The sequence below is a fragment of the Glycomyces luteolus genome (assembly GCF_027622875.1).
GTDB lineage: Bacteria > Actinomycetota > Actinomycetes > Mycobacteriales > Micromonosporaceae > Glycomyces > Glycomyces luteolus.
Genome location: NZ_JAPZVP010000015.1, coordinates 20,191 through 43,914, shown reverse-complemented (window position 1 = coordinate 43,914; position 23,724 = coordinate 20,191). Strand labels below are relative to the sequence as shown.

Here is a 23,724-nt window from a genome sequence, read left to right as displayed (position 1 = left end):
CTAAATCTCATCTACTCCATAGTGTGACAACCCCGTCACTCCATGTCGAGTCGTTCGTTATCCGATCATGACAGTGGTTGCGGACTCGACGGCTTTTGAAGGCCTGCATGACAGCCCCGCTAGAGGGCGCGTCTATTCCATAGGACCTCAAGCGACCCGACCGTACGGCGGCCCGCCTGCCTGGCAGCGCAAGTACTTCGCGGGCATCATCGGCTCCGACATCGCCGCCGGGATCATCGGCGCGGCGCTGGCCTTCTTCGCCCGCTTCGGCCAGGTCAACGACGGCACCCGCGTCTACGTTCTCGCCCTGATCGCCCTGCCCGCAGTGTGGCTCGCGGTGCTGGGCCTCTCCCGCGCCTTCGAGAAGCGGTACCTCTTCGTCGGCACCGAGGAGTACCAGCGGATCGTGCACGCCGCCGTGGCCCTCACCGCCGCCGTCGCCATGGTCTCCTATGGACTCGAACTGCCGACCTCCCGAGTCTTCGTCCTGATAGCGATCCCCACCGCCGCAACCTGTTCCATCGTCGCCCGCTTCGGCTGGCGCAAATGGCTGCACCACATGCGCCGCGACGGACGCTGCATGAAGCGCGTCGTCCTGGTCGGCCACGAGTCCTCCGTCGCGGCGCTTATCGTCCAGCTCCGCCGCGAGCACTACCACGGCCTCAACGTCGTAGCGGCCTGTCTGCCCACCGAAAAACCCCAAGGTGCGCTACTGGACTTCGACACCCGCGTCCGCGGCAGCTTCGACCGCATAGCCGAAGCCGTCGCCGCCGAACGCGCCGACACCGTGATCGTCCTCGGCTGCCCCGAAATCGACGGCCAGGCCCTGCGTCGGCTCGCCTGGAAGCTCGAACGCAGTGAAGTCGACCTCATCGTCGCCTCCGCCCTCGTCGACGTCGCCGGTGACCGCACCACCGTCCGCCCCGTCGACGGCCTCCCCATGCTCCACCTCGACCACGCCCGCCTCACCGGCGTCCGCCGCCTCGCCAAGGAAGCCGTCGACCGCGTCGGCGCGGCCCTCCTGCTGCTCGCGCTCGCGCCGCTCCTCCTCAGCGCCGCCTTCCTCATCCGCTGCACCTCGCCCGGTCCGGCCTTGTTCAAACAGGAGCGCATCGGCAAGGACGGCCAGCCGTTCACGATCTGGAAGTTCCGCACCATGCACACGGACGCCGAACGGCGCCTCGCGGAGATCGTGCACCTCAACGAAGGCGACGGCGTCCTCTTCAAGATGAAGGACGACCCGCGCATCACTACCGTCGGCAAGTACCTGCGCCGCTTCTCCATCGACGAGTTCCCCCAGCTCGTCAACGTCCTCCGCGGCGACATGAGCCTCGTCGGGCCCCGCCCGCCACTCGCCATCGAAGTCGCCGCCTACGAATCCGACATGCGCCGCCGCCTCGCCGTCAAGCCCGGCATGACCGGCCTCTGGCAGGTCTCCGGCCGCTCCGACCTGCCTTGGGAAGAGGCCGTCCGCCTCGACCTCCGGTACGTCGAGCACTGGAACCTCTCACTGGACTTCGTCATCCTCCTGCGCACGGTGACCGCGATCCTGCGCCCGCAAGGCGCATACTGAAACGGGGCTAGTCAGCGCCTCGCCCGGTCAACGACCAGGTGAGGCGCTCCTCCACCAGCCCTTCGGCAACGGGCCGGACTGCCGTCCAGCCGGTGTGGCTGAGTCAGTTGTGCGCGTAGAACACTCGTTGCGCGACGTTTGCCGATGACACGCTATGTCCCTCCCCGGCAACGCGACACGCCGAGAGGTCTACATCCGCTCGGGCGATTGCGCGACAACGCCGCGGTCACACGGTGTGGCAGCGGACCGTTAAAATCAAGATGGTTTTGCAGTCGTTTCACCCAATAACCCCCGGAGGTCCCCGCCGTGGCTCAACGTGTGCTCGATCCTGAATACCTCGAAGCGTTTCGAGATGAGTTGGTCGCTCGTCTCAACTTCGTCACCGAGCTGACTCAGAAGATGGTGCCCGGCAATGAGTTGGGATACGAGCCCGGTTTCGGCCTGCTCGACTCTTCGGCGGATGCCCGCACGCAGTACGCGGGCGCACACGAGGAGACCTGGAACAACCTGCAGAAGCTTCGTGCCGATCTGTACGGCGCGATTGTGACGATCAACGAATCCCTCGGTCTGCACACCGACGCCGAGGAACTCAACATCGTCGAGATGAACCTCGCCGGCTCCGACACCGAGGGCACCGCATGAAATTCGCCGCCGCCAAGACCGCCACCGCTGCTGCTGCGCTCCTCCTCGCCCTTGCTGCTTGCTCCGAAGACGCAGGTAGCAACGGCGGCAACGGAGACGGCGGTGAAGATCCGGTCTTCGCCGCAATGAAGACCTGGGACGCCTGCGAGGTCCTGGACAACCTCCAGCCCATCACCGATTTCATGGGTATCGAAGGATGGGGTTCCAGCACCGCTGCAGGCGGGGAGCCCCAGACTCGCGAATACGACTCCACCTGGTATCCCGATTCCATCGGGTGCGGGAATCTGATCTATCTGGGCGAGAACGACTGGACTGGTGCTGGCGGTGAGCTTGGAGTCGCCATCGCACCTGCCGAAAGCGAAGACGCCGCCTCCACCCTCTTCGAGGAACGAACTGCGAACGCCAACGCCGCCGGTTCAGGCGGCACGGACTTCCAAGAAACCTCGATCAGCGGCCCGTGGGATGAGGGCTTCCTCTACACATGGAGCGGTGGCGGAGAGTCGCCGAATACTCAGATAGTCGCACGAGACGGCCAATGGGTCTTCACGTTCGATCTCGACCACACTCTTGACTACGGACTTGAGAACCGTGGAGAGCCTGCGTTGGCGTTCACGGAAGACGAGCTGCATCAGTGGCTCATCGACACATACTTGCCAGAGGTTAACCAGATCGTTAACGACAAGATCGCGGAGGTCCAGTAGTCATGGGCGATGACATCCAGTTCGGGACTGAGTCCTACCAGTCCATGGACAGCTGGTCGGCGGGATCGGAGTCCCAGACGACCGCCAACACCTCATTCCTCAACGGTGCGGCTTGCTCGAACGGCGACTGCGAAAACAGAGAGAACCCTGCGGAAGAGGCCTGGGTGAAACTGGTCTCTGCGATCCCAATCGCAGACCAGGTCCAGAACCTCAAGTGCGTCGCCCAGGGCACCGCTGCGCCGTCTCCCGATGAGGTTCAGTCGCTGGTCTCTCAGATCCGACCTGAAGATCCCAACAACTATGCGCTGCGCGAGATCTCATACAAATGGCTGAAGTTCAACAACGACTTCGCCCAAAACCCCGAGACTGCCGTCGCGCCCGTCCTGCGGTCGAAGCTGACCGAGATGTCCAACGGGTGGCAGGGCGACGATTTCGACGCCTTCGCTGAGCAGATGGAGGTGGTTTTCGCTAACTGCGAGCAGATCGCCGCTGACATCGGGACCGACACCACCGGCATGGCGGGCCTCTTGGAGCAAAAGGCTTCCGAGATCTTCAGCCTCCAGGGCGCCGCCTCCGGTGAGTTGCCCTACCCCGCCCCGCAGTACTGGGTGGAGGACAAGGGCGGGCTTTTCTCGAACCCGAAGGTGCACGTGCGTGCCCCGTTCAAACCCGGAGACTGCGAGGTCGCCGAAGGATGCATGTTCGGCGACGGCGACGCCGAGCAGGCCATGGAACTGGGCGGGTTCGACAGCGAGTACACCGGCGAGCTGAACCAGTACATGACCGACCAGACCGAGTACCACTACACGCGCTTGAAGGCCGAGCAGCTGCAGGCGTCCGAGGCCGCCAAGCCCGCCGACTCCACCGAGGACGTGCAGCTGACGCCTGAGCAGGAGTCTTCGATCAGGGCCGAGGCCGAACGTCTGGCCACTGAAGACGCCAATAACCGTGCAGCCCAGGATTACGAAGCGGCCGACCAGGACTACCAGGCCCGCGCCACCGAGCAGAATGAGACCGTCGTCGCTCGCTGGACCGACGCCGAAACCTCCGCCTCCAGCTTCAGCCCGACCGTCGAGACCTCCAGGGACACCACGTTCCGCGACTCCGCTGGCGACCTTGATAGCGCCGCCTACTCCCCTCCCGGCGGTGGGAACTTCAACACCGACCTCTCCAGCTCCGGCACCAGCGGCCTGAACTCCCCGAGCAACACCAGCACGTTCGGCTCAGGCGGCAACCTCACGGGAGGCTCGAACACTGGAACAGACACCAGTCTGAACCCGTGGGAGTCCTCCGGCAACGACGATGATGAGACCTCCGGTGGTCTCGCCTCAGGTGGCGGCCTTGGGTCCGGCGCCGGCACGCTGACCGGCCCGAGCCTCGGCACCTCCGGTGGCGGCATGGGCGCGGGCGGCGGTGGCCTCGGCCCGGGTTCGGGTCTGTTCGGTCCTGCCGCTGGCGGTTCGGGAAGCATGACCGGCATGGCGGGTGGAAGCGGCGCTGGCCGCGGTGCCGGTGCGGGTGGCATGGGCAAGGGTCAGGGCCTCTTCGGCAAGACCGCCGGAGCCGGCGGTAAGGGCGGCATGGGCGCAGGCGGCAAGGCTGGCGCCGGAGGCATGATGGGCGGCGGCCGCGGCGCCGGCGGCCTCGGTGAAGACGAGGACGCCAACACCGGCACCTGGCTCACCGAAGACGAAGACGTCTGGGGCCTCGCCCGCTTCAACGACGAAAACGACCCGCTCGCCTAACCCCAAGGCCCGCAAGGTCACACAACCCGGCCGCCGGGGAGACATTCTCCCCGGCGGCCTGAACTTTCCACGCCCTCAATCAGACTCGCGCACGCCGAGCTCCACCCCAAACCCGCTCCATACGGATATAGCTATCAGTGCGTTCGAAACTCGATCTCGACCCCGCGTGACCGAATCTCAGGAGGACGAATGACCTACGACCCGCGACTCGCCCCCAGCTCGCCAGCGCCGCCCGATCGGAAACCGGCTGCGGTCGGAGTTATCCAGGTAGCGGTCTTCCTAATCGCAATCGCCACACCAGCGCTCTATTTCATGCTCATGCAACGGCTGGTAGGGCTGATGGCAGATCGCGAGATGTGGGATTTGAACGAGCCTGGGGATACGCCGGAGAGTCTTGCCACCGGTGAGTTCCTGTACGCGCTCGTGACCGTGATCGGCCTCCCGATCCTGCTGGCGGTCCTGGCGATCCTCTCAGCGATCGGGCTTCACAAACGGCGCCGCTGGGCTCGAGTGCTCACCGCGGTCTGGGTCGGCATCATGCTGCTCCCCTTGGCCGCCTGGGGGACCGGCGCAGTAATCCTGTGGAAGACCGTCCCTACTCCCACCGGAACCAAGCAATACTTCCTCGGCCCGATAGACCCGATCATGCTTAACGCAATCGCCGGTCCAATCGCCTTCCTCGCCGCCCTGATCGTCTTCATCCTGATCTTCACCCGCCGCGTCCGCCAGTGGGCACCAAAGCAAACCGCCGTTCCGGGACCGCCGCAACCCCCGACCTTCAACAGTCCGCAGGGATTTGCCCCACAGCCGGGATACGCACCGCAAGCGGGCTACGGCCCGCCGCAACCTCAGCCGAACCAGCAAACGTCTTGGCCCAGCGGACCGACCGGCCCACGGTCGTAACGGGCGGATCGCGACGGGTGCACATCGTCGCCTCGCGAGGCTGACAATGATTCCTGTTGCACCCCAAACCCTTTCGATTCCCGTGATGCAAGACATGTACCCACAAACCGGAAGCGCTCCGATACCGTTCTCGTGAACACCTGATCACCGACTCCCTGAATGGAGCCAGTCCCCGTGTCGGACAACGACTTCCTCGGCCTCGCCGACAAGTCCGCCCGCCTCCAGCAGGCCATCACTGAAATCGAAGCCGAAGTCGTCGCAGAAGACGGAGCAGTCCGAGTCATCGCCGGGCCTGGCGGCCAAATTCACAAGATTGACCTGGGACTCCAGGTATTCGAACTTTCCGCTGCTGAGCCGGGCGAAGCTCGACGGCGATGGTCATGTCGAGGAGACGGCCTCTGAAGCCGGCGCTGCTGAGATGACTTGGGGCATGACGGGCTTCTTCTTCGAGCAGCCCTACGCGGAGGGGTGCACGACGTTGGTCGAGCAAATCGACAGTCTTGCCGAGGCGATCCGTGGAGGAGCTTCGAAACTCCGCGACTCCGCGGACTCCTATGAGCTTGCCGATGCGGACTCTCAGAGCGATCTCGATGGTGCCGCGGCAGAAATCGGTGGTTGATGGTGGCCGCAGGGGAGTACGGACCCTTCTATTCAAGCGCCTACGGAGTCGACTTGGTGAAGGAGCAGTACCTGGAGCCGGGAGAGGTTATCAGATGGTCGGCTCCTCAGGCTGCGGAGTCGTACTTCGTGGCGGGATTGCGGGAGAACGGGAAGCCTGCTCGTCCTTGGCCGGTTTGGCTGCGTGTCCTGGGATTTCCGTTCAAAATGGTCTGGATTGCATTCATCCGTATTGTGGATTTCTTCGCGTGCCTCTCCGATTTCGATTTCTCGGACTTCCCGCGGAAGAAGAGCCAGCCTGCGGTTCTCGTCTTCGGTGAGAGCCCCAAGTGCATGGCGGTCTTTCGTTCAAGGCCCTCGTTCGACGCCGGGATCCACGGAGTTTGGATGCTGACCAATCATCGGATCGTGGCCGCGACCTTCGAGTCGGGGCGGTTCCGTGTCGACTTCGAGATTCTCGCTGAACAGATTCGCTTCCAACCCAACATTGAGCGTCGATTCTCCAGGAAGTTCAGGCCTCGGGTGGGTACCTACCACCGGATTCTTCTCCCAGACGGCTCGGGCTTCGAGATCGCCCCAGGTGCCATGTCCATAGCGCAGAGCTGAGGCGTTGGCGGGGGTCATGAGACAGAGATATCGGGAGTTCCATGCGGAGACCGATGCCCTGGGCGTGTTGTCCGCAGGTTGGCTCAGGCCGGGTGAGCGGCTCGTGTTGATGGCCCTTGGGGGCGTCGATTATTACCAGGTCAGAGGGCTTTGTCGGCTGGAGATGCTCAGACTCCGTGGACGGTTGTCGGCACCTTCTTGCTCAACCTGCTGATGCTGCCGCTCATGTTGGTTCGATGAATCTCGAGGTTGAGTCAGGCGCTTGGATCCTCACCGATCAGCGATTTGCGAGAGTCAGGTTCAGTTCGCGGCTTGTGGAGACCGAGAGAGCGAGTGCAGTCGAGTTGCACCACGGCATTGAGTTGAGCCTGGAACGGTGCAAGCAGCTACCTCCGGAGCCGGTGGTCTGCCGAACCGAACTTGAACTGGCACCGGGCCAGTTCCGTTTCGAGCCGGGAGTCCTCCGGCAGCTCTCTCTGAGGTTCAAGGGGCCCCGCTCGTGGGCCTATGACCGGATCACCTTCAGCGATGGCTCGGGGTTTGACATCCGATCCGATCCATATGCGGATTTCAATCAGAGGTGACCGTTCCGCAGCGGTTGGGGAAATGCGAGGGGGTTCCGGATAGCGGGATTGGGTGGCCCAATATTTGGGCGGGGTTGGGGTGCAGCGTAGACTGGCGCGCATGCATGACGCCCCTGACTCCGCTTGGGTGACCGGAGTTCCCACCGCCACGCCCGAGGCCGCTTCGGCGGCTGATGTCGCGTTCGCGGCTGAACTGGCCAGTGGCGCGGGGGAGCTGCTCCTGAAGCTCAGGGCCGAGTTGGGGTTCGCCGACCCCAAAGCGCTCAAGGCCGCCGGGGACAAAGAAGCGAATGACTACCTGCTCGGGCGTCTCGCTGCCGAACGTTCCGGCGACGCCGTGCTTTCCGAGGAAGGCAAGGGCGAGACCGGTCGTGTCGGTACCGAGCGGCTCGGGGCGGACCGAGTGTGGATCATCGATCCACTCGATGGGACTCGTGAGTACTCCGAGGCCGGGCGTGACGACTGGGCCGTGCACGTCGCTCTCTGGGAGCGAGGCCTCGGGCTTACCGCTTCCGCAGTCGCGCTCCCTGCGCAGGCTGTGACGTTGCGCACCGATGAGACCTACGCGGTCCCGGCGCTTCGCGAGGGCAAGCCCCTGATCGCGGTGTCCCGCACCAGACCACCGGCCGAAGCCGAAGCGGTCGCCGCCGCGCTCGGCGCGGAACTCGTGCCGATGGGCTCCGCCGGTGCCAAGGTCATGGCCGTGGTCGCCGGTACAGTTGACGCTTATGTGCACGCCGGCGGGCAGTTCGAATGGGACTCCGCCGCCCCCGTAGCGGTGGCCCTCGCCTCCGGCTGGCACGCGACGCGGATCGATGGCGCCCCGCTGCAGTACAACAACGCCGACCCGTACCTGCCGGATCTGCTGGTCTGCCGCCCCGACCTGGCCGGGCCCGCGCTCGAGGCCATCAAAGGGACGAACTGACCACCCGGTCCCCGACCGGACCCGACGACAACCGAACACCCCCGAACGGGGTCTGCCGAGAGGAGCATTGCGCCGGTGAGCGACTACCGCATCAGCCACATCGCCGCGCTGGAGGCCGAGGCGATCTTCATCTTCCGTGAGGTCGCGGCCACCTGTCAGCGACCCGTGCTGCTCTTCTCCGGCGGCAAGGACTCCATCGTCATGCTGCACCTGGCGCAGAAGGCCTTCGCGCCCGCGCCGATCCCGTTCCCGGTCATGCACGTCGACACCGGCCAGAACTTCGCCGAGGTCATCGACTACCGCGACCGCCGCGTGGCCGAGGCCGGCGTCCAGCTCATCGTCGCCTCCGTCCAGGACGCGATCGACCGCGGCATGGTCGTCGAACCGCCGGACGGCACCCGCAACCGCATCCAGACCCCCGTGCTCCTGGAAGCCGCCGAGAAGTACCAGTTCGACGCCCTCTTCGGCGGCGCCCGCCGCGACGAGGAGAAGGCCCGCGCCAAGGAGCGCGTGTTCTCCTTCCGCGACGACTTCGGCCAGTGGGACCCCAAGAACCAGCGCCCCGAGCTGTGGAACCTGTACAACGGCCGGGTCCACCCGGGCGAGCAGATCCGCGTGTTCCCGCTGTCGAACTGGACCGAGCTCGACGTCTGGCGCTACATCGGCTCCGAGGACATCCCGCTTCCCGAGGTGTACTTCTCCGCCGAGCGCCAGGTCGTGGACCGCGGCGGCATGCTCTACGCCGTCAACGAGTTCATCAAGCCGCGCGAGGGCGAGGAGGTCTTCTACGAGAAGATCCGCTACCGCACCGTCGGCGACGCGAACCTGACCGCCGGCGTGCGCTCGGAGGCGACCACGATCGACGAGATCATCGCCGAAGTCGAGGTCACCCGCATCACCGAGCGCGGCGCGACCCGCGGCGACGACAAGACCTCCGAGGCCGCGATGGAAGACCGGAAACGGGAAGGCTACTTCTAATGACGGACACCTTGACCTCCCGCGAGGACACGCACGAGCTGCTGCGCTTCGCCACGGCCGGTTCGGTGGACGACGGCAAGTCGACCCTCATCGGCCGCCTTCTGTTCGACTCGAAGGCGCTCTTCGACGATCAGTGGGACGCCGTCGAGGCCGTCAGCGCCGGTCGCGGTGACGAGTACACCGACCTCGCGCTGCTCACCGACGGGCTCCGCTCGGAACGCGAGCAGGGCATCACCATCGACGTCGCGTACCGCTACTTCTCCACGCCCGAGCGCAAGTTCATCATCGCGGACACGCCCGGCCACATCCAGTACACCCGCAACATGGTCACCGGCGCCTCGACCGCCGACCTCGCGCTGATCCTGGTCGACGCCCGCAAGGGCCTCGTGGAGCAGTCCCGCCGCCACGCGTTCCTGTGCTCGCTGCTGCGCGTGCCGCACATCGTCCTGTGCGTCAACAAGATGGACCTGGTCGACTACGACGAGGCCGTCTTCAAGAAGATCGAGAACGAGTTCGCGGCCTTCGCCACCAAGCTCGAGGTGCCGGACCTGACGGTGATCCCGGTGTCCGCCCTCAAGGGCGACAACGTGGTCAACCGCTCCGAGAACATGCCCTGGTTCCAGGGCCCGAGCCTGCTCCACCACCTGGAGAAGGTCCACATCGCCTCGGACCGCAACCTCGTGGACGTGCGCTTCCCGGTCCAGCACGTGATCCGGCCGCACTCCAACGACAACCACGACTTCCGCGGTTATGCGGGCCAGATCGCCTCCGGCGTCATGAAGCCCGGCGACGAGGTCATGGTGCTGCCCAGCGGCTTCACGTCCCGCATCGCCTCGATCGAGACCGCCGACGGGCCGCTGGACGAGGCCTTCCCGCCCTTGAGCGTCACCGTTCGTCTTGAGGACGAGCTCGACGTCTCCCGCGGCGACATGCTGTGCCGCCCGGGCAACCAGGCCCGGGTCTCGCAGGACATCGAGGCGATGGTCTGCTGGATGGACGAGGCCCGCCCGCTCAAACTGCGCGGCAAGTACGCAGTCAAGCACACCACTTCTGACGTGCGCGCCATCGTCAAGGACGTGCAGTACCAGCTGGACATCAACACGCTCCACCGCGACGAGTCCGCCACCGAGTTGAAGCTCAACGAGATCGGCCGCGTCACGCTCCGCACGACCAAGCCGCTCCTGTGCGACGACTACCGCCGCAACCGCGCCACCGGCGGCTTCATCATCATCGACGAAGCCGACAACCGGACTGTTGGCGCCGGCATCATCGTCTAAGCGACACAACGAATCCGGGCCTGGCCGTTCGCGGCCAGGCCCGGATTCGTTGTGTCGCTAGGTGTCAGCGGTCACATCGATGCGGATTCATCTTGGAGTGTCGAAACACGAATCGCGTGGTGAGCTCCAATACCGTTTCATGTCATGGTCACCCATTCGCATGAGATCCCTATCCGGCCGTTTCAGGGTCGGCCGCCCCGAGCAATACCCGCCTGCGAGATTCTGGAGGACCACATGAGCATGACGTATCAGGAGTACCGCGAGAGCTATGCCGGTCAGCTTGAGCTCAAGGGCGAGGCACGCGGCGAGGCACGCGGCCGGGCCAAGTCGGTGCTCGAGCTGCTTGAAATGAGGGGCCTCGAGGTGCGGGATGCGGAACGCGAGCGGATACTGGCCTGCACCGATCCGGAAGAGGCGGACCGCTGGTTCACCAGCGCTTTCAGCGCTTCCCGGGTTGAGGAGATCTTCGACTGAGCGTGCGCCGTTGACGTTGACTGGCCCGAGCCGCTTTGCGGCTCGGGCCTTTTCTCATTGCTGCTGTTCGTAGGCTTTGCGGACTCTGACCGGGGCTTTGAGGTGCCAGGCGTCCTCGATCATCTCAGTGAGGCGCTGCTCGTCGATGCGCTCGAGGTCGACGAGGATCATGGCGTAGCCATCGTAGTGCGGCGTGGTGTAGAAGGCCGGGTCCGCTGAGGCGAGGAGGGCGGCCTTCTCGCCGGGTTCGCAGACGATCGCGAGGCCGCCTTCGGCCTCGGTGCGGAGGCGGGCGAAGAACTTGCCCTTGACCTTGAGGGAGGGGGTCTGCCAGCTGGTCGTTACTTCGACTTCGGGCAGGCGGGTCGCGATGGCCACTACGTCGTCCCAGGTCGGCATTTCGGCCCCTTTCGTCGTCACGATTGTCCCGCACGGGTGCGACATCGGGGGAAATCTCAGGGGTTGATCCAGTTGCCGATCATGATGAGGCTGGCGGCGGAGGCGCCGAGGACGGCGGTGGCGACGACGGCCGCGGCGAGGAGGCGCAGCGGGGTCTGGGTCCAGTCGGGGCCGATCTGGTGGCGCATGGCGGGCATGGAGCCGGTGCCCGGTTCCGGTTGCGGCGCTTGCTCGGCGGGCGGAATGTCGGCCGGCTGCGGGCGCCTGAAGTTGGCGATGTCGAGGAGCTGCGTGTCGCCGTTGACGCCGTTGTCGATGCGGACGTGATCGACCTGCACGGAGACCGGGCCGACAGAGCCGCGCACGCCGTCGCCGACGCGGGCGAACTGGGCGGTGTCGCCGGGGCGGTAGCCGCTGAGGCTGGGGCGGGAGTGCTCACCGGTGAGGCCGGAGGCCGAGCTTTCGCGGCCGACGCGGGGCACCGACCAGTTGATGAAGCCTGACTCGGGGGCCGAGCCTTCGCCGCGCGGCTGCGATTGGCCCTGCGGTTCCGAAGCGTCGTAACGGGGTTCGGAGAATCCTTGGCGCGGCTGCGAGAAGCCGCCGGACGTCTCCGACTCACGCGGCGCGGAGGTCTCCCAGCTGTAGCGGTATCGCGAGCGCGACTCGCTGCGGGGCGGCGCATCGGCGACGGTGTCGACCTGGATGGTGCGCTGCTCGTCCGTGCGGCCATCGCCGACCCGGGGGAGTTCCCCCGTGGTCGGGTGCGCCGGGTCGCCGTATCGAGGTCCCCACTGGTCCTGGCTCACAGCGGTATCCCTACTCTTCGACGGCGTTCAGGATGTTGTCGCGGTGGTTCTCGAGGTTCTCGATCTCGGCCTGCTGGTTGCTGATGGTGCGCCGGGCGGCGGTGGCCACGAGTTCGTTGTCGGTGCGCTCAAGCGCGGCCTTGGCCATGTCGACGCCGCCGATGTGGTGGGCGATCATCAGGTCGGCGAACATGACGTCCGCTTCGGCGCCCGTGAGGGTCTTGAACTCGGCCATCTGCTCGTCAGTGGCCATGCCCGGCATGAGCCCGCCGGTGTCCTCGCTGTCGTGCGCGTGCTCGTCGCCCGCCCACGCCATCGGCTCGCCCGAGGAGAGCTGGACGCCCCAGTCGCGCAGCCACGTGCGGTACATGCCGATCTCGGTGCTCTGCGTCGTGGCGATGTCGTAGGCGACCGTGGTCATCGCCGGGTCGGAGCCGTTCTGCCACTCGTACATGGCCATCTCGACGGCCTGCTGGTGGTGCGTCTGCATGTCGCGTGCGAACCCGGCCTCGACCGAGTCGTTGCCGGGGGCGGAGGTGCCCGCCACCCAGCCGACCGCGAGGCCCGCGGCGAGCATGAGCACCGCGGTGATCGCGATCAGCACTGCGGGCCTGCGCCACAAGCGGCTCATTCGTCGTCCTCTCTTGACGGGCGCTCCCGATCGGGAGCGCCCGTGTCTCACTTGCCTAACGAGCGTCGGCTCGAAAAGTTCGCGTGCGTCAGCCGGTGGGCATCTGCTGGTCGGCGGTGGTCGTGGTCAGACCGTTGGCGCACTGGGCTCCCGGTTCGGCCGCGTTGTCGCCGTTCTGGATGTAGAAGTCCATGAACTCGTCGATCTTCGGGTCGTTGATGTCGTCGGTCTTGTACTGCACGCCCCAGGCCTGGACCGAGACCTCGATGCCCATCTCGGGGTACGGGCTCATGAACGAGAAGTCGCGGCCTTCGACCTTCGAGGCGAGCTGCGCGATGCCGTCGCCGTCGACGAGCGCCGGGTCGTAGGTCAGCCAGACCGCGCCGTGCTCGAGGGAGTGGACGGCGTTGCCGTCCATGATCTGCGCGTCGTAGACCGAGCCGGTGCAGGTCTGCCACTGCGAGAGGTGGTCGCCGCCGGCGGGCGGGGTGATCTCGTACTCGGGGACCGCGGCCGGGTCCTCGCCGTCGATGTGGGTCTGCTGGACGACCCAGGGGTTCTCGAGGTCGTCCTCCTTGATGTCACCGTCCTGGAGCGCCTCGGTGACCTCGGAGTAGTTCGAGTACTCGCCGTAGAAGTCGGTGACGCCCGACGGCGGCTGGCTCCGGTCCCAGACGACGAACACGGCGGCCCCGATCAGGCCGAGCGCGACGACGCCGACGCCCGTGAACGTCAGGATGAGGCCCCAAGGCTTCGGCTGCTTGACCTGGACGGCGCGGCCCTTCCGGGGGGCGGCGGGCGCCGAGGACTTGCTCAGGCCCTTGCTGTCGCCCGTGCCTGCGTCTTTCTTGCCGGCCGGGCCTTTTTCAACGACTGCGCCTTTGCCGGTGCTCTTGCCGGAGCCCTTGCTGGCGGTCTGCTTCTTCGATGCCATATCGCGGGGAGAGCCTTATTCGTCGAGGTCGGGATGAGCCGGAGCGGCACCGGGAGGGCCCGGCATGAAATCCACTCGCGTACGCCACCTTACCTGGTCGGTCCAGGACACTCCTTTAGAGCGCGCCCCGAAACCGGCAAAGGCGACCCGCCTAGGACGCGGTCGCCGTCACACCGCCCGCGCAGGTCGCGTTCGGCTCCGGGTTGAAGCGCTCGTTCAGGACGTACGTGTCCAGGTACTCGCCGATCTTCGGATCGGACGGGTCCTCGGTCTGGTACCGGTTCCCCCACGACTGCAGCGAGACCGCGACCCCCTGGCCCGGGTACGGGCTCATCAGGCTGTAGTCGCGGGCGCTGATCAGCAGCGCCAGCGCGTCGATGTCGGCCTGCTCGACCAGTTCCGGGTCGTACGTCAGCCACACCGCGCCGTGCTCCATCGAGTGGACCGCGTTGCCGTCCGCGATCGGCCCGTCGTACACCGAGCCGGTGCACATCTGCCACGCGGACAGGTGGTTCCCGCCCGCGGGCGGGCGCAGCTCGTACACGGGATTCTGGCCGTCCCAGGTGTTCAGCGTGTCCAGGTGCTCCTGCTGCGCCACGAACGGGTATTCGAGGTCCTCGGCCGTGGCCTCTCCGTTCTGGATCGCCGTCGTCACCGTGACGTAGTCGCCGTACTCGCCGTAGAAGCTCTCGACGCCTTCCATCTCGGCCTGCGCGACCGCGGTGGTCGGATCGGCCGCGGACGAGTCGTCCCCGGCGTTCCCTCCCTCCGCAGCGGTGCATCCGGCGAGCGCGCTGAGCGCGAGAGCGGCGGCGAGGGCGGTCCAGCGGTTGCGAAGCGGGCGCATGTTCGAGGCCTTCCGTCGTGGTTGCACAGAAGCAACCTACCGGGCAGCGCACATGTACGGCTTGCAAGCGACGCCGTGGGCGCCACAAGGGCGTTTATCACTCGCGGGCCGCGAAGCGCGGCGTCTACGATTACCGGGTGACTCCTGAGACGCTCGCAGAGAAAGTGCTGTCCGCTACGCGCACCGCGTTCGAGACCCTTGGCCTCGACGCTGCCGTACTGCCCACCCAGACGGCGGTAGAGCGACCCAGGGACCCCAAGCACGGCGACTACGCCTCCAACATCGCGCTGCAGACCGCCAAGAAGGCCGGCACGAACCCGCGCGCGCTCGCGGAGAAGATCGCCGAGAACCTCGCCGCCCACGCCGGTGTCGCCAAGGTCGACATCGCCGGGCCCGGCTTCCTCAACATCACCCTGGACGCGGCCGCCGCGGGGGAGATCGCCGGGAAGATCGTCGCCGCCGGATCCGCGTACGGCACCAACAACTCCATGGAAGGCGTGTTCGCCAACCTCGAGTTCGTGTCAGCGAACCCGACCGGTCCGATCCACGCGGGCGGCACCCGCTGGGCGGCCATGGGCGACTCGCTCGCGCGGGTCATGCGCGCCTCCGGCGCGAAGCTCACCGCCGAGTACTACGTCAACGACGCGGGCGCCCAGATCGAGCACTTCGCCGGTTCGCTGCTGGCCCGCGCCAAGGGCGAGCCGACTCCGGAGAACGGCTATGTCGGCGCCTACATCGACGACATCGCGGCGGATGTGCTCAAGCGCCGCCCCGACGCGCTCAGCGCCGAGAACCCGCTCGATGTGTTCCGTTCGGTCGGACTCGAGCTGATGCTCGAGGAGATCAAGGGAACCCTGGCCGATTTCGGCACGCACTTCGACGTGTTCTTCAGCGAGAAGGGCCTGCATGAGCGCGGCGAACTCGACAAGGCCGTCGATCGGCTGACCGAACTCGGTCACGTCTTCGAGGCCGATGGCGCGCTCTGGCTGCGCACCACCGAGTTCGGTGACGACAAGGACCGGGTCCTCAAGAACTCCAAGGGCGGCTGGACCTACTTCGCCTCCGACTGCGCCTACTACCTCGACAAGCGCGAACGCGGCTTCGAGAAGCTCGTGCTCATGCTCGGCGCCGACCACCACGGCTACGTCGGCCGTATGCAGGCGATCAGCCAGGCGTTCGGCGACGAGCCGGGGACCCTCGAGATCCTGATCGGCCAGTTCGTGAACCTGCTCAAGAACGGCGAGCCGATCCGGCTCTCGAAGCGGGCCGGGAACATGATCACCCTGAACGACGTGGTCGAGGCCGTCGGCGTCGACGCGGCCCGGTATGCGCTCACCCGGTACTCGGCCGACTCGACGATCGACCTCGACATCGATCTGTGGACCAAGCACGGCAACGAGAACCCGGTCTACTACGTGCAGTACGCGCACGCCCGGACCTCCGGCGTGCTGCGCAACGCCGTCGAGCGCGGCGTGGAGAAGGGCGAGTCCTACGACGCCGCCCTCCTCACCCACCCGCGCGAATCGGACCTGCTCAAGGCCCTCGCCGAGTTCCCGGCCGTGGTCGCCACCGCCGCCGAGCTGCGCGAGCCCCACCGGGTCGCCCGGTACGCCGAAGAGCTCGCCGCTGCCTACCACCGCTTCCAGCACGACTGCCGCGTCCTGCCCTTCCCCGACGAGGAGACCACCCCGGTCAACCAGGCCCGCCTCTGGGTCGTCGACGCCACCCGCGTCGTCCTCGCCAACGCGCTCGGCCTGCTCGGCGTCTCGGCCCCGGAGCGGATGTAATGCGGACCCACGAAGCCGGCGCACTGCACGGCGACTTCGACTACTCCGCGCTGCGCCCCGGCTGGCTCGGCGTGCCCAAGGACGTCAACACGCTCCTGCCGCAGCTGTGGGCCTCGAACGTGGAACGCGCCGACGACGGCGTCCTCCACATCGGCGGCCTCTCCGTCGAGCAGCTCGCCGCCGAGTTCGGCACGCCCGCGTACATCTTCGACGAGGACGACTTCCGGGCCCGCTGCCGCGCCTGGACCGAGGCCTTCGAAGGCGCCGACGTCTTCTACGCCTCCAAGGCCTTCTGCTCCAAGGCCGTGCTCCGCGCCGCCTCCGAAGAAGGCCTCTTCGTCGACGTCTGCACCGCCGGCGAACTCGCCATCGCGCTCGCCGCCGGGCTCGACCCCGCCCGGCTCGGCCTCCACGGCAACAACAAGTCGCTCGCCGAACTGCGCCAGGCCGTCGAGATCGGCGTCGGCCGCATCGTCGCCGACTCCTTCACCGAGATCGAACGCATCGAAGCCATCGCCGCCGAACTCGGCAGGCGCCCCAACGTGATGATCCGCGTCAACGTCGGCGTCGAAGCCCACACGCACGAGTTCATCGCGACCGCCCACGAGGACCAGAAGTTCGGCTTCTCCCTCGCCGGAGGCGCCGCCTACGAGGCAGCCCGCCGCGTCATCGCCGCCGAGCACCTCGAACTCCTCGGCCTGCACTCGCACATCGGCTCCCAGATCTTCGACACCGCCGCGTTCGAGATCTCCGCCGCCCGCGTCGCCCGCCTCCACGCGAAGCTCCAGACCGACTTCGGCGTCCAGATCCCGGAGATGGACCTCGGCGGCGGCTTCGGCATGGCCTACACCAGCCAGGACGACCCGCAGCCGCCCGCGGACATCGCCGCGTCCCTGCGCAAGATCGTCGACGAGGAATGCACCGCCGCGGGCATCGACGTCCCGCGCCTCTCCATCGAACCCGGGCGCAGCCTCATCGGCCCCACCATGTTCACCCTCTACGAGGTCGGCACCGTCAAGCCCGTCACCCTCGCCGGGGACGCCGCGCGCCTCTACGTCTCGGTCGACGGCGGCATCAGCGACAACATCCGCACCGCGCTCTACGACGCCACCTACTCGGCGACGCTCGCCTCGCGCTCGTCCAGCGCCACGCCCGCGCTGGCCCGAGTAGTGGGAAAGCATTGCGAAGCGGGCGACATTGTTGTTAAAGATGAGTTCCTCCCGGCCGACGTCGTGCCGGGCGACCTGATCGCGGTCCCGGGAACCGGCGCCTACTGCCGCTCCATGGGCTCGAACTACAACCACGTGCCCCGCCCTCCGGTCGTAGCCGTCCGGAACGGCGAGGCCCGTGTGATCCTGGCGCGTGAGACCGTCGACGACCTGCTCCGGCTCGACGTCGGCTAGACACGGCTCCAAACCACAAGGAAGAGGAACACCAGCGATGAAACTCGCGCTACTCGGATGCGGCAACGTCGGCAGTGAAGTCGTGCGCCTCATGCGAACGCGCGGGGAGGAGCTGGCGTCCCGGGTGGGCGAGCCGGTCGAAATCGTCGGGATCGCGGTGCGCCGCCTCGACCGCGACCGCTCGCACCTGCCCGTCCCGAAGGAACTCTTCACCACCGACGCGCTCGGCCTCGTCAAGCGCCCTGACGTGGACATCGTGGTCGAGGTCGCCGGAGGCATCGAGCCCGCCCGCACCTGGATCACCACCGCGCTGGCCGAGGGCAAGTCGGTCGTGACCGCGAACAAGGCACTGCTCGCCGAGGACGGCCCGGCCCTGTCGGCCGCCGCGAAGGCGGGCGGCGCGGACCTGTACTACGAGGCCGCCGCCGCTGCCGCGATCCCGCTGATGCGCCCGCTGCGCGAGTCGCTGCACGGCGACACGATCAACCGCGTGCTCGGGATCGTCAACGGCACCACGAACTACATCCTCAGCCAGATGTCGCAGACCGGCGCCGCGTTCGAGGAGGCCCTGAGCGAGGCCACCGAGCTGGGGTACGCCGAGGCCGACCCGACCGCCGACGTCGACAACTACGACGCCGCCGCGAAGGCCGCGCTCATCGCCTCGCTCGCGTTCCACACCCACATCGACCTGGGCGAGGTCTACCGCGAGGGCATCCGGGACGTCTCCGCCGCGGACATCGCGTCGGCCGCCGCCCAGGGCCGCGTCGTGAAGCCCCTTTGCATCGCCACCCGGGAGGCCGACGGCGTGTCCGTGCGCGTCCACCCGGCGATGATCCCGGCGACCCATCCGCTCGCGAACGTCAACGGCGCGTACAACGCGGTGTTCGTCGAGGCCGAGTCCGCCGGCCGGCTCATGTTCTACGGAGCGGGAGCGGGCGGCACCGAGACCGCTTCGGCGGTGCTCGGCGATATCGTGGCCGTGGCGCGCAACAAGCGCGGCGGGATCACCGCCTTCCCGCCCGAGGCCGCCTACCAGGACCTCCCGGTGAAACCCATCGGCGAGGCCCGCACCAGGTACCACGTCAGCCTCGACGTGGTCGACGAGCCCGGCGTGCTCGCGCGCGTGGCGGCCACCTTCGCCCACCACGGCGTCAGCCTCGCCACCGTCCACCAATCCGGCCAGGGCGATGAGGCCCGGCTCGTGGTCGTGACCCACACGGCCGCCGACAAGCAGTTGTCGGACACCGTAGAGGAACTGTCGCAACTGACCTCGGTGCACCAAGTCGCCTCGGTCATGCGCGTCGAAGGAGAATAGGACAACATGTCCGCATCCGCCATGCGCCCGGGGTGGCGCGGCCTGATCGAAGAGTTCCGGGACCGGCTCCCGGTCTCCGACGCCACCCCCGTCGTCACTCTGCAGGAGGGCGGCACTCCCCTGCTGCCCGCCCCGGTCCTCTCCGCGAGGACCGGCTGCGACGTCTTCCTCAAGGTCGAAGGCCTCAACCCGACCGGCTCCTTCAAGGACCGCGGCATGACGCTCGCGGTCTCGAAGGCCGTGGAGGAGGGCTCCAAGGCCGTCATCTGCGCCTCCACCGGCAACACCTCCGCTTCGGCCGCCGCGTACGCCGCGCGCGCCGGGATCACCTGCGCCGTGCTCGTCCCGGCCGGGAAGATCGCCCTCGGCAAGCTCGCGCAGGCCCTCGTCCACGGCGCGAAGCTGATCCAGCTCGAAGGCAACTTCGACGACTGCCTCATGGTCGCCGACAAGCTCTCCCAGGACTACCCGGTCGCGCTCGTCAACTCGATCAACCCGGTGCGCCTCCAGGGCCAGAAGACCGCCGCGTTCGAGATCGTCCAGGTCCTCGGTGACGCCCCCGACCTGCATGTGCTGCCCGTGGGCAACGCCGGGAACATCTCCGCCTACTGGATGGGCTACTCCGAGGACGCCGAGGAGGGCAACGCCACCAAGCGCCCCCGGATGCTCGGCGTCCAGGCCGCGGGGGCCGCCCCGATCGTCAACGGCCACGTCGTGGAGCACCCGCAGACCATCGCCACGGCGATCCGCATCGGCAACCCCGCGTCCTGGGCCAAGGCGCTGGACGCCGAGAAGGAGTCCGGCGGGAAGATCATCGCCGTCACCGACCGCGAGATCCACGCCGCCTACATGCTGCTCGCCCGCTCCGAGGGCGTCTTCGTCGAGCTCGGCTCCGCCGCCTCGGTCGCGGGGCTCCTCAAGCAGGCCGAAGCCGGATGGGTCGATAAAGGACAGACGATCGTCTGCACCGTCACCGGCAACGGCCTCAAGGACCCCGACTGGGCCGTCTCCACCGCGCCGCAGCCGCAGACCGTCCCGGTCGACGTCCTCATGACCGCCAAAGCCCTGGGGCTTTAGTTGGAGGCCTTCCGGACCGGGCCGCGCGCCACCGTGCGGGTCCCGGCCACCTCAGCCAACCTCGGCCCCGGCTTCGACTCCCTGGGCCTCGCCCTCGACCTCTGCGACGAGGTCACCGCGGAGGCCACGAGCGGCACCGCCGTGACCGTCGAAGTCCAGGGCGAAGGCGAGGGCACCGTGCCCCTCGACGAGCGCCACCTCGTGGCCGCCACGATGCTTCGCACCTTCAAGCACCTCGGTCTCTCGGCCCCGGGCCTGAAGGTCCAGTGCCGCAACCGGATCCCGCACGCGCGCGGACTCGGCTCCTCCTCCGCGGCCATCGTCTCGGGCATCATGCTCGCCGACGCGCTCGCCGGAGCCGGCATGACCCGCTCGCAGAAACTGGCCCTGGCCAGTGAGATCGAGGGCCACCCGGACAACGTGGCCCCGTGCCTCCTCGGCGGCTTCACCATCGCCTACACCACTGAGGACGGTGCGAAGGCCATCAGCCTCGACCCGTCGCCGCGCGTCCACCCGTGGGTGTTCGTGCCGCAGTCGAAGGGCCTGACCTCGGTCGCCCGCGCGGCCCTTCCCGAGAAGGTCCCGCACACCGACGCGGTGTTCAACCTCTCCCGGTCGGCGCTGCTCGCCGCCGCGATCACGCATCATCCCTCGCGCCTCTTCGAGGCCACCGACGATCGGCTCCACCAGTCGTACCGGGCGAAGGGAATGCCGGAGAGCACCCATTTGCTGAGGGCATTGCGCTCCGCCGGAATCGCAGCCGCGATCTCCGGTGCGGGTCCGACCGTGCTCGCCCTGACGGTGGACGACGCTCGCGTCCCCGAAGCCCCCGCGGGCTTCGAGGCGTTGCGCTTGGATGTCGCCGACGGTGCCGTCCAGGTCGCGACCTCCCCGAACGAGTGATCCTCGGGTCCGTTGTTGCGAATGGCGAGAGTGCGCTACCATTCCAGTTAGACGACCACCCGGTGTCGTGACTGCTCGAAGCCTTGCTTATGCTTGTGGTCACAACAGCTGCGGCGCATCCAGCGCACGCCTGATCTCTTGTTTGGGTCATCACCCTCAACCATGGATTTGTGACTTTGCATAGCTCTAGCGTGGCATGGCACGGTTTCGACCAAGGAACAGTCGCTGTCCGCTTGTGGCGCCGGGCCTCCGCCCGGATCGGATCGCAAAGGCGAGGATCGCAATCAGCGGAGATCGGAATCACGTGTCTCAACGTGCACGATCATTCATCGCAAGCTGTCCAGTCGCAGGCCCAGAGGCTGCTCACCACGATCAGGACCGTCTGCTCAGCGGACAGCCCAGGGGTGTTGCACCCAGTGTCAACCGTCGTCTTCCAACCGCCTAGGTCACAGCTTGACCGAAAGCGGCCGAAGCGATGGCGGGACGCAGACCAGAACATCGGCATTGCGGCTATTTGAAAGACGCGGAAACTCCTCGAATCCACTTCGAAGTTCCGCCAGGGAAGGAATCCATTGAGCGACACCACCGGCACGACGTCGGACCGGATGATCGATGAGGCGTCGGATTCGGAAGAGATTCCGGAAGCCAAGAAGCGCCGTCGGGCAGGAACCGGTCTGGCCTCTATGCTGATGCCCGAGCTCCAGCAGATGGCGCAATCGCTCGGCATCACCGGCGTTGGCCGGATGCGCAAGAGCGAGCTGATCGCCGCCATCCAGGAACGGCAGGATGCGGGCTCGCAGCCCGGCGGTGCCAGCGCGGAAAAGGAGGCCCCGCCAGTGCCTGACTCTGACCAAACGCCCATCGCCGAAGCCCCGTCGACCACAGTCGACGCCGCTCCCGCCGAGAACGGCTCCGAGAGTGCAGAGGCCAAGGGCGGCACCGCCGCCCGCCGGGCGACCCGCCCGGCCGGTCCTCCGCAGCCGCGCCGCCGTGAAGAGCGTCAGACCGAAGCCGTTGAGCCCGAAGGCCAATCGAGTGTCGCCGTGATCGAGTCCGATGAGGACCGACCGCAGCGCCGCCGCCGCTCCCGTGAGAGCGGGCGCGAGAGCCGCGAAGGCGGCCGCGAGAACGGCCGCCGCGACGAGCGCCCGGAGCGTGTCGAGCGCAGCGAGCGTTCCGAGCGCGCCGAGCAGTCCGAGGCCCGCACCGAGACCCGCGAGCGCCGGAACGAGGACGACGGCTACGACGACCGCGGCCCGCGCGACGGCGAGGGCGACAACCGCCGCCGCAAGCGCCGTGACCGCTCCGACCGCCGCCAGCGCGGCGGCCGCGACGAGGCCCCCGAGCGCGGCACCGCGGGCGGCAGCGTCCAGAACGACGAGCAGCTCGTGCCCGTCGCGGGGATCCTCGACATCCTCGACAACTACGCGTTCATCCGCACCACCGGCTACCTCGCCGGCCCTGACGACGTCTATGTCTCGATGTCGCAGGTCCGCAAGTACCGGCTGCGCCGCGGCGACGCCATCACCGGCGCCGTGAAGCCCAGCCGCGGTGGCGGCGAGGAGCCGAACGGCCAGGGCGGCAAGCAGCAGCAGCGCCGCGAGAAGTACAACCCGCTGGTGCGCCTCGACACCGTCAACGGGATGAGCCCCGACGACGCGAAGAAGCGCGACGAGTTCTACAAGCTCACGCCGCTGTACCCGCAGGAGCGCCTGCGCCTGGAGACCGAGCCGAACGCGATCACGACGAGGGTGATAGACCTCGTTGCCCCGATCGGCAAGGGCCAGCGCGCCCTCATCGTCTCCCCGCCGAAGGCCGGTAAGACGATGGTGCTGCAGGCGATCGCCAACGCGATCACCACGAACAACCCCGAGTGCCACCTCATGGTGGTCCTCGCGGACGAGCGGCCCGAAGAGGTCACCGACATGCAGCGCTCGGTCAAGGGCGAGGTCATCGCCTCGACCTTCGACCGCCCGCCGTCGGACCACACCACCGTCGCCGAGCTCGCGATCGAGCGCGCCAAGCGCCTGGTCGAACTCGGCCACGACGTGGTCGTGCTGCTCGACTCGATCACCCGACTGGGCCGCGCGTACAACAACTCGTCGCCGGCCTCCGGGCGCATCCTGTCCGGTGGTATCGACTCGACGGCGCTGTACCCGCCGAAGCGCTTCCTCGGCGCTGCGCGGAACATCGAGCACGGCGGGTCGCTGACCATCATCGGCACGGCGCTGGTCGAGACCGGCTCCATGGGCGACACGGTGATCTTCGAAGAGTTCAAGGGCACGGGTAACGCCGAGCTCAAGCTCGACCGCAAGATCGCCGAGAAGCGCACGTGGCCCGCGATCGACGTCCACCAGTCGAGCACCCGCAAGGACGAGCTCATGATGAGCCCCGAGGAGCAGGCAGTGATGCTGAAGCTCCGCCGGGTCCTGTCCTCGCTGGACCCGCAGCAGGCGATCGACCTGCTGATCGACCGGTTGAAGAAGACGCAGACGAACGCCGAGTTCCTGATGCAGATCGTCAAGAACACGCCCGGCGAGTAAGTCCTTGAGACGTGAGGCCGCCCTGGTTGAGAGCGGCCTCACGCCTTACC

22 protein-coding genes are annotated in these 23,724 nt (G+C 67.3%); 17 read left to right on the top strand and 5 right to left on the bottom strand.

Going from position 1 to position 23,724, the window contains the following annotated elements:
- The first annotated feature begins 67 nt into the window (after window positions 1-67).
- The 11 genes from O1R50_RS18095 (at window position 68) to O1R50_RS18045 (ending at window position 11,026) form a co-directional block, all read left to right on the top strand.
- Window positions 68-1,573, top strand: coding sequence for a sugar transferase (locus O1R50_RS18095; protein WP_270111562.1), 1,506 nt, complete (start codon window positions 68-70; stop codon window positions 1,571-1,573).
- 306 nt (window positions 1,574-1,879) lie between these two features.
- The gene (locus O1R50_RS18090; protein WP_270111561.1) at window positions 1,880-2,215 is read left to right on the top strand and encodes a hypothetical protein; all 336 of its coding nucleotides are present in this window, start codon (window positions 1,880-1,882) and stop codon (window positions 2,213-2,215) included.
- Window positions 2,212-2,916 carry a hypothetical protein gene (locus tag O1R50_RS18085; protein ID WP_270111559.1) on the top strand — a complete coding sequence of 235 codons (705 nt, stop codon included), beginning with the start codon at window positions 2,212-2,214 and terminating at the stop codon, window positions 2,914-2,916. Before O1R50_RS18090 ends, O1R50_RS18085 begins: the two co-directional genes overlap by 4 nt.
- 2 nt (window positions 2,917-2,918) lie before the next feature.
- Window positions 2,919-4,661, top strand: coding sequence for a hypothetical protein (locus tag O1R50_RS18080; RefSeq protein ID WP_270111558.1), 1,743 nt, complete (start codon window positions 2,919-2,921; stop codon window positions 4,659-4,661).
- 189 nt (window positions 4,662-4,850) lie between these two features.
- Window positions 4,851-5,564: a hypothetical protein gene (locus O1R50_RS18075; RefSeq protein WP_270111557.1), complete on the top strand. Its 714-nt coding sequence runs from the start codon at window positions 4,851-4,853 to the stop codon at window positions 5,562-5,564.
- Window positions 5,565-5,877: 313 nt separating this feature from the next.
- Window positions 5,878-6,183, top strand: coding sequence for a hypothetical protein (locus tag O1R50_RS18070; RefSeq protein ID WP_270111556.1), 306 nt, complete (start codon window positions 5,878-5,880; stop codon window positions 6,181-6,183).
- Between the two features lie 56 nt (window positions 6,184-6,239).
- Window positions 6,240-6,788 carry a hypothetical protein gene (locus O1R50_RS18065; RefSeq protein WP_270111555.1) on the top strand — a complete coding sequence of 183 codons (549 nt, stop codon included), beginning with the start codon at window positions 6,240-6,242 and terminating at the stop codon, window positions 6,786-6,788.
- 684 nt (window positions 6,789-7,472) lie between these two features.
- Window positions 7,473-8,297, top strand: coding sequence for a 3'(2'),5'-bisphosphate nucleotidase CysQ (locus tag O1R50_RS18060; RefSeq protein ID WP_270111554.1), 825 nt, complete (start codon window positions 7,473-7,475; stop codon window positions 8,295-8,297).
- Between the two features lie 75 nt (window positions 8,298-8,372).
- Window positions 8,373-9,275 (top strand): sulfate adenylyltransferase subunit CysD, encoded by a 903-nt coding sequence (cysD, locus tag O1R50_RS18055; RefSeq protein WP_270111552.1) that lies wholly within the window; start codon window positions 8,373-8,375, stop codon window positions 9,273-9,275.
- Window positions 9,275-10,552 carry a sulfate adenylyltransferase subunit 1 gene (locus tag O1R50_RS18050; RefSeq protein WP_270111551.1) on the top strand — a complete coding sequence of 426 codons (1,278 nt, stop codon included), beginning with the start codon at window positions 9,275-9,277 and terminating at the stop codon, window positions 10,550-10,552. The genes cysD and O1R50_RS18050 overlap by 1 nt, the downstream gene beginning before the upstream one ends.
- A gap of 234 nt (window positions 10,553-10,786) precedes the next feature.
- Window positions 10,787-11,026, top strand: coding sequence for a hypothetical protein (locus O1R50_RS18045; RefSeq protein ID WP_270111550.1), 240 nt, complete (start codon window positions 10,787-10,789; stop codon window positions 11,024-11,026).
- 54 nt (window positions 11,027-11,080) lie between these two features.
- On the opposite strand, the gene O1R50_RS18040 is transcribed toward O1R50_RS18045, so the two are convergent.
- The 5 genes from O1R50_RS18040 to O1R50_RS18020 all read right to left on the bottom strand — a co-directional run bounded on the left by O1R50_RS18040 (window position 11,081) and on the right by O1R50_RS18020 (window position 14,673).
- Complete coding sequence (locus O1R50_RS18040) at window positions 11,081-11,425, bottom strand: MmcQ/YjbR family DNA-binding protein (RefSeq protein ID WP_270111549.1); 345 nt, start codon at window positions 11,423-11,425, stop codon at window positions 11,081-11,083.
- A gap of 56 nt (window positions 11,426-11,481) precedes the next feature.
- Window positions 11,482-12,234 carry a hypothetical protein gene (locus O1R50_RS18035; RefSeq protein WP_270111548.1) on the bottom strand — a complete coding sequence of 251 codons (753 nt, stop codon included), beginning with the start codon at window positions 12,232-12,234 and terminating at the stop codon, window positions 11,482-11,484.
- Between the two features lie 10 nt (window positions 12,235-12,244).
- Window positions 12,245-12,865, bottom strand: coding sequence for a DUF305 domain-containing protein (locus tag O1R50_RS18030; protein WP_270111547.1), 621 nt, complete (start codon window positions 12,863-12,865; stop codon window positions 12,245-12,247).
- Between the two features lie 88 nt (window positions 12,866-12,953).
- Entirely contained in the window at window positions 12,954-13,799 is an 846-nt protein-coding gene (locus O1R50_RS18025) for a DUF3105 domain-containing protein (RefSeq protein ID WP_270111546.1), read from the bottom strand.
- 151 nt (window positions 13,800-13,950) lie between these two features.
- Complete coding sequence (locus O1R50_RS18020; protein WP_270111545.1) at window positions 13,951-14,673, bottom strand: DUF3105 domain-containing protein; 723 nt, start codon at window positions 14,671-14,673, stop codon at window positions 13,951-13,953.
- Window positions 14,674-14,783: 110 nt separating this feature from the next.
- Between O1R50_RS18020 and argS the strand changes: the two genes are divergently transcribed.
- The 6 genes from argS (at window position 14,784) to rho (ending at window position 23,674) form a co-directional block, all read left to right on the top strand.
- Window positions 14,784-16,433, top strand: coding sequence for an arginine--tRNA ligase (gene argS, locus O1R50_RS18015; RefSeq protein WP_270111544.1), 1,650 nt, complete (start codon window positions 14,784-14,786; stop codon window positions 16,431-16,433).
- The gene (gene lysA, locus O1R50_RS18010) at window positions 16,433-17,836 is read left to right on the top strand and encodes a diaminopimelate decarboxylase (RefSeq protein ID WP_270111543.1); all 1,404 of its coding nucleotides are present in this window, start codon (window positions 16,433-16,435) and stop codon (window positions 17,834-17,836) included. Before argS ends, lysA begins: the two co-directional genes overlap by 1 nt.
- A 37-nt stretch (window positions 17,837-17,873) precedes the next feature.
- On the top strand, window positions 17,874-19,151 hold the full coding sequence (locus tag O1R50_RS18005; protein WP_270111542.1) for a homoserine dehydrogenase: 1,278 nt from the start codon (window positions 17,874-17,876) through the stop codon (window positions 19,149-19,151).
- 21 nt (window positions 19,152-19,172) lie between these two features.
- The gene (thrC, locus tag O1R50_RS18000) at window positions 19,173-20,228 is read left to right on the top strand and encodes a threonine synthase (RefSeq protein ID WP_408612744.1); all 1,056 of its coding nucleotides are present in this window, start codon (window positions 19,173-19,175) and stop codon (window positions 20,226-20,228) included.
- Window positions 20,229-21,131 carry a homoserine kinase gene (thrB, locus tag O1R50_RS17995; RefSeq protein ID WP_270111539.1) on the top strand — a complete coding sequence of 301 codons (903 nt, stop codon included), beginning with the start codon at window positions 20,229-20,231 and terminating at the stop codon, window positions 21,129-21,131.
- A gap of 572 nt (window positions 21,132-21,703) precedes the next feature.
- Window positions 21,704-23,674 carry a transcription termination factor Rho gene (rho, locus tag O1R50_RS17990; protein ID WP_270111538.1) on the top strand — a complete coding sequence of 657 codons (1,971 nt, stop codon included), beginning with the start codon at window positions 21,704-21,706 and terminating at the stop codon, window positions 23,672-23,674.
- The last annotated feature ends 50 nt before the right edge of the window (window positions 23,675-23,724 follow it).

Bases quoted from the DNA above. Each gene is read 5' to 3' on its own strand.
- O1R50_RS18095 (WP_270111562.1), top strand. From the start codon at position 68: ATGACAGTGGTTGCGGACTCGACGGCTTTTGAAGGCCTGCATGACAGC.
- O1R50_RS18085 (WP_270111559.1), top strand. From the start codon at position 2,212: ATGAAATTCGCCGCCGCCAAGACCGCCACCGCTGCTGCTGCGCTCCTC.
- O1R50_RS18080 (WP_270111558.1), top strand. From the start codon at position 2,919: ATGGGCGATGACATCCAGTTCGGGACTGAGTCCTACCAGTCCATGGAC.
- O1R50_RS18075 (WP_270111557.1), top strand. From the start codon at position 4,851: ATGACCTACGACCCGCGACTCGCCCCCAGCTCGCCAGCGCCGCCCGAT.
- O1R50_RS18060 (WP_270111554.1), top strand. From the start codon at position 7,473: ATGCATGACGCCCCTGACTCCGCTTGGGTGACCGGAGTTCCCACCGCC.
- O1R50_RS18050 (WP_270111551.1), top strand. From the start codon at position 9,275: ATGACGGACACCTTGACCTCCCGCGAGGACACGCACGAGCTGCTGCGC.
- O1R50_RS18045 (WP_270111550.1), top strand. From the start codon at position 10,787: ATGAGCATGACGTATCAGGAGTACCGCGAGAGCTATGCCGGTCAGCTT.
- O1R50_RS18040 (WP_270111549.1), bottom strand. From the start codon at position 11,425: ATGCCGACCTGGGACGACGTAGTGGCCATCGCGACCCGCCTGCCCGAA.
- O1R50_RS18030 (WP_270111547.1), bottom strand. From the start codon at position 12,865: ATGAGCCGCTTGTGGCGCAGGCCCGCAGTGCTGATCGCGATCACCGCG.
- O1R50_RS18025 (WP_270111546.1), bottom strand. From the start codon at position 13,799: ATGGCATCGAAGAAGCAGACCGCCAGCAAGGGCTCCGGCAAGAGCACC.
- lysA (WP_270111543.1), top strand. From the start codon at position 16,433: ATGCGGACCCACGAAGCCGGCGCACTGCACGGCGACTTCGACTACTCC.
- O1R50_RS18005 (WP_270111542.1), top strand. From the start codon at position 17,874: ATGAAACTCGCGCTACTCGGATGCGGCAACGTCGGCAGTGAAGTCGTG.
- thrC (WP_408612744.1), top strand. From the start codon at position 19,173: ATGCGCCCGGGGTGGCGCGGCCTGATCGAAGAGTTCCGGGACCGGCTC.